Origin of the sequence: Pandoraea sp., from assembly GCF_041919235.1 — a bacterium.
GTDB lineage: Bacteria > Pseudomonadota > Gammaproteobacteria > Burkholderiales > Burkholderiaceae > Pandoraea.
Window position 1 is genome coordinate 75,235 of sequence record NZ_JAYRUC010000025.1, and the last position, 10,436, is coordinate 85,670.

Here is a 10,436-nt window from a genome sequence, read left to right on the forward strand (position 1 = left end):
CCCGCGTGCTATAATAGAAGGTTTTCAGTGGGCTGTTTTCTGGCAAGCGAGATCGCTATGGCAAAGATGACAACGACCAGCGGAAAAAAGACGGTTATCCCTGCACCGAAGGCAAAGCGCGCAACCAGCGCGGCGGCGGCATCGGGGGGGAAGGGAGCGTCTCGATCTGCGAAAGCTGGCGTTGTCGTGAAAGCCGGGGCGGTTGCGCAAGCCGCGAAGAAAACGGCCAGCCAGGCAAGTTCGGCGAAACGTACTACGCAAGTTAAGGCAGCCGCCGGCGCAACGAAGACGACCGGCAAGACGGCTGCGAAGGTGACCGATGTCACCAAGCGCAAGAGTGCGACCGCCGCGAAGGTGGGGGCTGCGAGGGCAGCCAAGCCGACGGTGAAGTCTGCGCCGCCTGTCAGAGCGACGAAGGCGGCAACGACCGCGAAGGCGACGGCCGGCGGGAAACCGCAGGCCCGACAACCTGCTGAAAAAAGCGCGAAGAGCGCAATCACCGCCAAGGCATCGACCTTGGCGGGCCGCAGTACACCTGCGACGCGAGTCCCACGCAAGACTGGGGCTTCAAGCAAACCTGAGGTTGTGGAGGTCACGTTGGCAGCAGTTGAACCATCCGTTCCAAAAACGCGTGGCAAAGCCGCGAAGACCGCCCCTTCGGTGGAGCAGAACGTCGCAGCGAATACTAAAGATCAACCCGTGAACGAAGATCAGACCAAAGTGGAAAAGCAGAAGGCGCGTGATCGCCGGGCAAAAGAGAAAGCACTGCTCAAAGACGCATTTTCCTCGCACCAGCCCGGAACGGCCGAGGAACTTGAGGAACGTCGCGGCAAACTGAGGACCCTGATCAAGCTGGGCAAGGAACGTGGCTTCCTGACCTTTGCAGAGATCAACGACCACCTGCCTGACGACGTGGTGGAGGGCGATGCGCTGGAAGGCGTTATCGCCACGTTTAACGACATGGGCGTTGCCGTTTATGAGCAGGCGCCTGATGCCGAAACGCTGTTGCTCAACGACAATGCGCCGAACGCCGCAACGGATGACGAAGTCGAGGAGCAAGCGGAAGCGGCTCTGTCGACGGTCGATTCCGAGTTTGGCCGCACGACCGATCCGGTGCGTATGTACATGCGCGAAATGGGCACGGTCGAGCTGCTCACGCGTGAGGGCGAAATCGAGATCGCCAAGCGGATCGAGGAAGGCCTGAAGCATATGGTGCAGGCCATTTCCGCGTGCCCGACGACGATTGCCGAAATTCTGGCGATGGCCGAGAAGGTCGAGCGTGGCGAGATGCGCATCGACGAGGTGGTCGATGGCCTGATCGATCCGAATGCAGAAGCGGTTGCGGCGGCCGGTGGCGCTGATGACGAAGACTTCGACGCCGAAGCGGAAGAGGAAGCGGAGGAAGTGGAAGAGGCGGCGGACGAGGATGATGACAGCGGCAGTGGCGGCGGCGCTTCGGCGGCGCAGGTCGAGCAGCTCAAGGCTGACTCGCTGGCCAAGTTCTCCGAGATCGCCGACTGGTTCGGGAAGATGCGTCGTGCGTTCGAGAAGGAAGGCTATCAGTCGAAGTCATACGTGAAAGCGGGTGAGTCGATCCAGGCTGAGTTGATGACGATCCGCTTCACGGCGCGCACGGTTGAGCGTTTGTGCGACACGTTGCGCTCGCAGGTTGATGAAGTGCGCAATATCGAGCGCGCGATTCTGAACATTGTGGTGGACAAGTGCGGCATGCCGCGCGCGGATTTCGTCTCGCGTTTCCCTGGCAACGAGACCAATCTCGACTGGATCTACACGGTCGTGGCGGACAACAGGGCGTACAGCTCGGTGGTTGAGCGTAACGTTCCGGCGGTGCGGGAATTGCAGCAGAAGCTGATCGACTTGCAGGCGCGCGTGGTGTTGCCGCTGTCGGAGTTGAAGGACGTCAATCGCAAGATGTCGGAAGGCGAGCGCCGTGCCCGCAAGGCCAAGCGCGAGATGACCGAAGCGAACTTGCGTCTGGTGATTTCGATTGCGAAGAAGTACACGAACCGTGGCCTGCAGTTCCTGGATTTGATCCAGGAGGGCAACATCGGCCTGATGAAGGCGGTGGACAAGTTCGAATATCGTCGGGGTTACAAGTTCTCGACGTACGCAACGTGGTGGATTCGTCAGGCCATTACGCGTTCGATTGCGGACCAGGCACGTACCATCCGTATTCCGGTGCACATGATCGAGACGATCAACAAGATGAATCGGATTTCGCGTCAGATTTTGCAGGAGACCGGTGTCGAGCCGGATCCGGCGACGTTGGCCGAGAAGATGGAGATGCCGGAGGACAAGATCCGCAAGATCATGAAGATCGCGAAGGAGCCGATCTCCATGGAGACGCCGATCGGTGACGATGACGATTCGCATTTGGGCGACTTCATCGAAGACACGGGCACGGTAGCGCCTGCAGACGCAGCATTGCATGGTAGTATGCGCGACGTCGTGAAGGACGTGCTTGATTCGCTGACGCCGCGTGAAGCGAAGGTGTTGCGCATGCGTTTTGGCATCGAGATGAGCACGGACCACACGCTTGAGGAAGTTGGCAAGCAGTTTGACGTGACGCGCGAGCGTATTCGTCAGATCGAAGCCAAGGCGCTGCGTAAGCTGCGTCACCCGAGCCGTTCCGACAAGCTCAAGTCGTTCCTCGAAGGCAATTGATTGCTGCTTAGCGAACGCCGGTAGTTGAGGGCCGTTAGCTCAGCGGTTAGAGCAGGGGACTCATAATCCCTTGGTCGCTGGTTCGAACCCAGCACGGCCTACCAGAGAAGTAAAAAAGCCCCTGACGGTGACGTCAGGGGCTTTTTGTTTTGTAGTCAATGCTTTGCGTAGGAATTGTTCTCGGTGTACCTGCGATTTTTCCGATGTCGAGAGAGTGCCGGTAGCGTGCCCCCCAGAAACACCTTGCGCACCGGCGACGACATCCTCGGACGCTATCGCCGGTCGCCACTCGTGCTCACGTCTGGGAGTCGAACACTTCACGTGCGACACGGAAGCTGTCGATCGCCGCGGGCACACCGGCGTAGATCGCGGCTTGTAGGAACACCTCCGTGATTTCCTCCTTCGTCACGCCGTTGGTCAGCGCACCGCGCACATGCAGCTTCAGTTCGTGCGGACGGTTCATGACCGTGAGCATGCCCAGATTCAGCAAGCTCCGGGTGCGCCGGTCGATACCCGGGCGATTCCATATCTCGCCCCAGCAGTACTCCGTCACCAGTTCCTGCATCGGGCGGTTGAAAGCATCGGCCGACGCAATCGACTTGTCCACATACTCGCTGCCCAGCACCTCGCGGCGTGTCTTTAGCCCCTTCTCGAACAATTCCGGATTCATTGAACGCCCTCCCTCTTTTTCCCTTTCAGAAATTACTTCGCCTTGGCCGCGGTCGCCACCCACTGATCCATCTGCGCCTTGTTGGCGGCGATCCACTCGTCGGAGAGTTTCGCGATCAGCGCCGGCGAGCCGCCTTCCTTGCTGATGGTGGCCTCCCACTGCGACCATGTCTTGCCTGGGAAACGGATCTGCTCGATGAGCGCCTTCACCGCCGGGTTCGCGGCAATGAACTGCTTGTTTGCGACCGAGCCCCAGTTCCACGACGCCATCGCCATGCGGCACGGATTCGCCCCGCCCGCGCACCCCTCGACGTTGTTCACGAGCGCCGAGCCCTTGTTGGGGACGTTCGGCGGCAGTGCGTCGGCCGGGGTCGGCAGCCACACCACATCCACGCCCGGCACGAGCGCGTTCGTCACCCACGACGGGCTCCACGCGTAGAAAAATGCCGGCTTGCCCTGTCTCACGTTCGTGACCGCCTCGACCATCAGCGCTTCGTACTTTCCGCGCACTGCCTTAACCGTCGGCTTCAGGCCGAACTTTTCGAGCTGGTAATCGACGACATCGCCGCAACTCCAGCCCGGATCGCAACTGATCAGCTCGGCCTTGCCGTCCTTGCCGAAGAGTCCGGCGATCTTTGGATCCTTCATCTGCTCGAGGCTGGTGATGTGATACTGCTGCGCCGTCTTCTTGTCGATCAGATAGCCGTTGATGCCGTCGCCCGAGATTAGGCCCGAGCCCACGATCATCGCCTGCGACGCCACCGCGCGGAAGCCCGGTTCGCGTTGCGGGAAGTTTACGTCGGTGGCGATGTCGATATCGCCTTGCGCGACCGCCTGGAAGAACAGCGTCGTATTCATCGTACTGAGCTTGACGTCGTAGCCCAGCCCCTTGAACGCCTTCGAGACGATCTGAGCGACGACGTAATTACCGCCGAAGCTGTCGCTCTGCGCGTAATGGATTGTCTTTCCCGTGCCCGGAAGCGTCTGCGCGTGCAACGCGCCCGCCGCGACCAGCGAAAACGTGAACGAAGCAACCACCTTTGCAAATCCTTTCATTGCTGCTCTCCAAGACCTGTTCGATCTTTCCGATCGTCGAGTTATCGGCCCGCCGGACTTCTGCCTGCGGGCACGGGGGTCGGTCCCTGACACCGTCGTCATGGCCGGCGTTTCAGTGCTGCCAAACGTACGAAAACCTGATGCCCCTCCGCTTCGTTCAAAGCGCTTCACGCGCATCCGCCGCACGCGCCGTCGGCGGCACCTCGGCCCCTATCTGACGCTCCCCACGAAACAATCGCGAGATCACCGCCCGAAACGTCTGCTGATCTCTCGGCTTCGTGCGTGCGAGCTTCTGCGTGAAGCGGTCGAGCATCATGGCCAGCAACACGATGGCGATGCCACCGACAGCCGCGCGTCCCACATCGAGGCGCCCCAGCCCTTGCAGCACTACCAGCCCGAGACCTTCCGCGCCGATCATGGCCACCACGACCGACATCACCATCGCCGTGAGCACGGTCTGGTTCAGGCCGCCGAGAATCGTCGGTACCGCGAGCGGCAATTGCACCTCCCACAACAACTGACGCTTGTCCGCCCCAAACGCGAGACCGGCTTCCACGATTTCGTGCTCGACCATGCGAATGCCCAGATGCGTGAAGCGGATGAGCGGTGGCATTGCGGCTGTCACCACGGCGACTTCGCCCGGCACGTTGCCCACGCCGAAGAGCATCACCACCGGCACGAGATATACGAACGTCGGGGTTGTCTGCATGATGTCGAGCACCGGACGCACCACGAGCCACGCACGCTCGCTGCGCGCGCTCCAGATGCCGATGGGAATGCCAACGAGCGCACAGAACAGAATGGCGGTCACGATGAGCGAGAGCGTCGTCATCGCTTCGCCCCACACCCCGAGCATGGCGATGACCACGAACACGATGACGCTGAATACCGCCACGCTCAGACTAGCCAAACGCCAGCACAGCAGGAACGCGATCACGGCCATCACCGGGAACGGCGCGGCGTGGAATACGCTGTCGTTGAACGTCAGCAACCGCTCGACAGGCCATTTGATGAGCAGGAACAGCGGACGCATGTGCAGCGCCATCCATTGCACGCCCTCCTGAATCCATTTGTCGAAGGGGAATATTGCAAGTTGGTCGGCATTAAGCATGATGGTCTCCTGCGCCGGCAGTGGCGCCAATCCGGGCAAGCAACTGCCCCACGTCCAGCACTCCGATCAGCTTGCCGTCGTCGTCGGTCACACCCATCGGTCCATCGGATCTGAAACGCGCTGCCACATCGACCAGACGCATGTCGGCAGGCACGCATGGCAACCCGTGATCGCATTGTGCGAGCACCGCAGGCACGGGCGCCATCACCGAACGCGCATCGAACAGGCGGGCACGGTCGACGTCACGGGTGAACGCCGCCACGTAGTCGCTGCCCGGATCCAGCACGATCTGTTGCGGCGTGCCTTCGCGCACAAGGCGGCCTTCCGACATGATCGCGATGCGCGTGCCGAGCTTCAGCGCTTCCTGAAAGTCGTGGGTGATGAACAGAATGGTCTTGTTGAGCGTGTGTTGAAGACGCAGCAACTCGTCCTGCATTTCCGTGCGGATGAGTGGATCGAGCGCGCTGAAGGCTTCATCCATGATGAGGACGTCCGCCTCGGTAGCCAGCGCGCGGGCCAGCCCCACGCGCTGCCGCATACCGCCGCTCAGTTCGTGCGGCATGTGATATGCCCAGCGCGCCAGTCCGACCACGCACAGCACTTCCTCGGCGCGCCGGCGCCGCTGCGCTGCCGGCATGCCGCGCAGCTTCAGTCCGAACTCCACGTTTTCGATGACACGGCGATTCGGCAGCAGTGCGAAGTGCTGGAACACCATCGAGATGCGATTGCGACGCACCTCGCGCAGCCCCCGCTCGTGAAGCGCACACAAGTCCTCGCCGTCGAGCAGAATCCGGCCGTCGGACGGCTCGTTAATACGGTTGATGCAACGCGCGAGCGTCGATTTCCCGGAGCCGGAGAGTCCCATGATCATGTAGATCGCACCGGACGGAACCGTCAGGCAGACGTCGTCGAGTCCCACGACCTGGCCGAGAGTTTCGAGCACTTCGGACTTGCGTTTGCCATCGCGCAACATGGCCAGCGCTCGTGCCGGCTTGTCCGCGAAGACCTTGTACAGGTTTTCGATTCTCAGTCGGTCAGTCATGGCTAATCTCCTTTGGGTCCGTAGAATTATGGTCCGTGGAAGCCTGTGGCGTGAGCGCCATGAGCGGGGAAAAATCGGTTGCGACCAGAATGCGGTTCTCGGCCGTTTCGATCAATTCGGACAGACGCGGAATAAACGCCTGCCAGCGCTTGTCTTGCGCCAGACAGGCGCGACGGCGTGCACGCTCGTCCAGACTCGGATACGCCCAGAGATGCGTCACCTGACTGAGCACACCGATCTCAGTCGTGAAATACCCGACGAGATGCCCGAGGATGGGCTGCTGGATCGCCAGCCCTTCGGTCCGCACGAGATTCAAGTACTGACTCATGCAACCGTTGCGAATGCGGTAGATGCGCTCTTCGACAATCATGCTGGGCTTCCCTTTTTCTCCGGGCCATCAACAAGGAAATCCCGCAACAGCCCCGCGACCCGCTCCGCCGCTTCGACCAGAATCGAATGCCGCATGCCCGGCAGGATGGCGAGTTGCGAGCCGACGATGCACTCATGCATAAAGCGGGCCATGCGCGGGTTCGAGCCCTGATCGTCTTCGCCGGTGACAATGAGCGTCGGCACGCGGATCTGATCGATGAAGCCGCCGAAATCTGTCTCCGCCAGCACGCGGTAGGCCGACGCATAACAATCCGGATCGTTCTGCGCATTGCGCATGCGCAGATAGACGATCCGCTCCGGATGTTTCGCCTGAAAGTCCTCCGTCAGCCAGCGAGACAGCGAAGCGTCGTAATGGGCGCCACGCTCGCCGCCCTGCAACGCGGCGAGCCTCGCCAGCACGCGCTCGCGCTCCTCTTTGGTACGGCCCGACACAGTGGCGAGCAGTGCGAGACGACGCAGGCGCGAGGGATGCGAGAGCGCCAGCCGCTGCGCGATCAGCCCACCCAGCGAGAAGCCCGCGAGATCGAACGTGGTGAAACCCACGTGATCCGCGAGTGCCAGCGCGTCGGCGACGAAATCGTCAATTTCGTATCGTCCCTTCACCCGCGACGAGCTGCCATGACCGCGCAGATCGAAGGTGAGGATGCGGAAGTCGTCGGCCAGCAGGGTAGCCACGTCGTCCCACGCTTCCTGGTACGAGCCCACGCCGTGAATGCACACGAGCGGGCGGGGGCCTCGCCCGAGCAGGCGATAGGCCAGCGTGACATCGCCGACTTGCAGCGTCTGCTCGGGCGCGGCGTCGGGCGGTTCGGTCATGGCGCGCGTACTCATGAGTCAGCGGCCCGCCGATGCCAGCGCTGCCGGACGCGCAGCCGTCTCAGCCAACCGTGCCGCCGCAGCCGAATTGGCCTCCTTGGCACGACGTGCTTCACGCGCGGCGAAATGGGGCATCACTTCGTCGATGAACAGACGCAGCGTCTTTACCTGCAACTCGAACGGCAGATTGAACGACAGTCCGAGGCAGAACTGGTCGACGCCTTGCTCCTCGTACACTTCGAGCTTGCGCACGATCTCGTCCGGCGTGCCAAACATCAGGTTTTCTCGGATTGCCGCCGGATCGTAGTTGGCGCGCCCGACGACCGACTCGTACGGCACGGCTTCCGGGAAACCGTTTTCGACGGCACCAATGTTCTGCATCAGGTTCTCGAACGTGCGGCCGAAATCCACGCTGTGACGCACGGCGATTTCCCAGTCCTGCGCACGGTCGTACACACAGGTGCGGCGCAGCATCATGAAGCGCGGACGCGGGCGCTCCGGATGATCGGCCACCGCCTTGCGGAACTTATCGCCCAGAACGGCGACTTCGGAGACAGGGGCGGCGAGCGGCGTCGACAGAATGTTCGCGCCCACACCGACGGCCCAGTCGAAACTACCCGGATCACGCGTCGCCACCCAGATCGGCGGATGCGGTGTCTGCAGCGGCTTCGGCACCGACGTGGCGAGCGGGAATTGCCAGTAATGCCCGTCATGCGCGTAATCGCCTTCCCACAACTTCTTCACCGCGGGCACCAGTTCCTTCATGTACGCCACGCCTTCCTGCTGCGGAATACCGCCAGCCATGCGGTCGAACTCATACTGATACGCGCCGCGCGCGATGCCGAATTCGAGGCGCCCGCCCGTCAGGTGGTCGCACATCGCGGACTCGCCTGCCAGACGAATCGGCGACCAGTACGGCGCGACGATGGTGGCCGTGCCTAGACGGATCTGCTCGGTGTGCTGAGAGAGCCACGTGAGCGTGATGAACGGGTTCGGCGAGATGGTGCATTCGATGGTGTGGTGCTCGGCGGTCCACAACGTCTCGAAGCCACCTTCGTCGGCGATGCGCGCGAGGTGCAGCATGTTGCGCACAGCGTCGTTCATCGTGTCCTGCGGCGAGAAACGCTCCATGCTGAGCGATACGGAGAATTTCATGGGTAGATCTCCAGTGAGTTTTTCGTTTGTATTGTGCGGGCGATCAGCGCAGACGAATCACGAACGGATCCTGCATCGCCCCCGAGTAATCGATCACGACGTTCTTCAGACGCGAGAACTCGCGCATCACTTCGAAGCCGCCGCGACGGCCGTAGCCGCTGTGCTTGGTGCCGCCGTTGGCCGACATGTAGGCCGCCGAGCGGTAGGTATTGATCCAGACCGTGCCTGCCTCCACGTCGCGTGCGAAACGCATGGCACGGTCGATGTCGCGCGTCCAGATGCCGGCCGCCAGGCCATACTCCGTGGCGTTTGCCAGTTGGATGAGTTCGGCCTCGTCTGAGAACGGCATGACACCGACGACCGGACCGAAGATCTCTTCCTGCATGAAGCGCATTTCGTTGCGCGCCTGCGTCATGACGGTCGGCTCGTAGTACCAGCCACCCGTGAGATCGTCGCGCGCCGGGCGCTGACCGCCGGCGGCCACGCGCGCCCCTTCCTGAATGCCCGAAGCCACGTAGCCCTCGACCTTGTCCAATTGCGCGGCTAGCGCTAGCGGTCCGATGTCGGTGTCTTCGTGCGCCGGGTGCCCCACGCGCACCCGGCGCGTGCGCTCAACCAGCGCCTCGACGAAACGGTCGTGCACGGACGCCTCAACGAAGCAGCGCGACCCTGCCACGCACGTCTGACCGGCGGCAGCGAACACGCCCGAGACCACGCCGTTCACGGCGCGCTCGATGTCCACGTCGCCAAACACCACGTGCGGCGACTTACCACCGAGCTCCATCTGACAAGGCACCAGATTTTGCGCAGCGTTGCCGGCAATCTTGCGCCCGGTGACGGTGCTGCCCGTGAACACGTATTTGGCGATGCCGGGATGACGCGTCAGCGCGTCGCCGGTGGTCATGCCGTCACCCGTAACCACGTTCATGACGCCCGGCGGAATACCGGCTTCGATCGCCAGTTCGGCGAGCGCGAGCGTGGACGCCGTCGCGTGCTCCGATGGCTTCACTACGATGGTGTTGCCAATCGCAAGACACGGCGCGAGTGTGCCGGTGAGCATCATCAGCGGCGAGTTCCACGGAATGATCATGCCGACCACGCCAATTGGCTCGCGCGTGTTGAAGTTCAGCGTGTCGAGCTTGTTGACGGGAATAGTGTCGCCTTGCAGCTTGTCCGCCATGCCCGCGAAATAAAAATATGAATCGGGAATCGCACGCATCTGTGCACGCATTTCCTTGAGCAGCTTGCCGTTGTCGCGGCACTCGATGGCGGCGAGCGCTTCGGCGTTGGCAAGCACCAGTTCGCCGAGCTTGCACACGAGCTTGCCGCGCTCGGTTTGCGTCATGCGCCGCCAGGCGGGGTTGACGAGCGCCGCCTGTGCGGAGCGCACGGCGCGGTCGACGTCCACCGCATCGGCCTGCGCGAACTCGTACCAGGGGCGGCCGGTCGTCGGGTCGTAGCTCGGAACGTACTCGTTGCTGTGCGGCGCGGTGAACTGCCCGTCAATAAACA

General features: G+C 62.2%; 10 protein-coding genes and 1 tRNA gene. 2 read left to right on the plus strand and 9 right to left on the minus strand.

The annotated features are described in order from the left end of the window. Positions 1-8 precede the first annotated feature (8 nt). The gene (locus ACE3UG_RS18780) at positions 9-506 is read right to left on the minus strand and encodes a hypothetical protein (protein WP_374626684.1); all 498 of its coding nucleotides are present in this window, start codon (positions 504-506) and stop codon (positions 9-11) included. A 79-nt stretch (positions 507-585) separates the two neighbouring features. Between ACE3UG_RS18780 and rpoD the strand changes: the two genes are divergently transcribed. Together rpoD and ACE3UG_RS18790 are read left to right on the plus strand one after the other, a co-directional pair. Then, the gene (gene rpoD, locus ACE3UG_RS18785; protein WP_374626687.1) at positions 586-2,685 is read left to right on the plus strand and encodes an RNA polymerase sigma factor RpoD; all 2,100 of its coding nucleotides are present in this window, start codon (positions 586-588) and stop codon (positions 2,683-2,685) included. Between the two features lie 28 nt (positions 2,686-2,713). Next, positions 2,714-2,789 (plus strand) — tRNA-Ile (locus ACE3UG_RS18790). Positions 2,790-2,980: 191 nt separating this feature from the next. On the opposite strand, the gene ACE3UG_RS18795 is transcribed toward ACE3UG_RS18790, so the two are convergent. From ACE3UG_RS18795 to ACE3UG_RS18830, 8 genes are all read right to left on the minus strand, one after another. Then, the gene (locus ACE3UG_RS18795) at positions 2,981-3,355 is read right to left on the minus strand and encodes a carboxymuconolactone decarboxylase family protein (RefSeq protein WP_374626689.1); all 375 of its coding nucleotides are present in this window, start codon (positions 3,353-3,355) and stop codon (positions 2,981-2,983) included. Between the two features lie 32 nt (positions 3,356-3,387). Beyond that, positions 3,388-4,410: a glycine betaine/L-proline ABC transporter substrate-binding protein ProX gene (gene proX / locus ACE3UG_RS18800; RefSeq protein WP_374626691.1), complete on the minus strand. Its 1,023-nt coding sequence runs from the start codon at positions 4,408-4,410 to the stop codon at positions 3,388-3,390. Between the two features lie 157 nt (positions 4,411-4,567). Then, positions 4,568-5,521: an ABC transporter permease gene (locus tag ACE3UG_RS18805; RefSeq protein WP_374626693.1), complete on the minus strand. Its 954-nt coding sequence runs from the start codon at positions 5,519-5,521 to the stop codon at positions 4,568-4,570. Continuing rightward, positions 5,514-6,563 (minus strand): glycine betaine/L-proline ABC transporter ATP-binding protein, encoded by a 1,050-nt coding sequence (locus ACE3UG_RS18810; protein WP_374626695.1) that lies wholly within the window; start codon positions 6,561-6,563, stop codon positions 5,514-5,516. Before ACE3UG_RS18810 ends, ACE3UG_RS18805 begins: the two co-directional genes overlap by 8 nt. Continuing rightward, positions 6,556-6,933, minus strand: a complete 378-nt coding sequence (locus tag ACE3UG_RS18815; protein WP_374626697.1) for an NIPSNAP family protein — start codon at positions 6,931-6,933, stop codon at positions 6,556-6,558. Before ACE3UG_RS18815 ends, ACE3UG_RS18810 begins: the two co-directional genes overlap by 8 nt. Continuing rightward, positions 6,930-7,769: an alpha/beta fold hydrolase gene (locus ACE3UG_RS18820; protein ID WP_374626699.1), complete on the minus strand. Its 840-nt coding sequence runs from the start codon at positions 7,767-7,769 to the stop codon at positions 6,930-6,932. The genes ACE3UG_RS18815 and ACE3UG_RS18820 overlap by 4 nt, the downstream gene beginning before the upstream one ends. An 18-nt stretch (positions 7,770-7,787) precedes the next feature. Further along, complete coding sequence (locus ACE3UG_RS18825) at positions 7,788-8,924, minus strand: LLM class flavin-dependent oxidoreductase (protein WP_374626701.1); 1,137 nt, start codon at positions 8,922-8,924, stop codon at positions 7,788-7,790. A gap of 43 nt (positions 8,925-8,967) precedes the next feature. Next, on the minus strand, positions 8,968-10,436 hold a 1,469-nt coding region (locus ACE3UG_RS18830), incomplete at its 5' end, for an aldehyde dehydrogenase (RefSeq protein ID WP_374626703.1).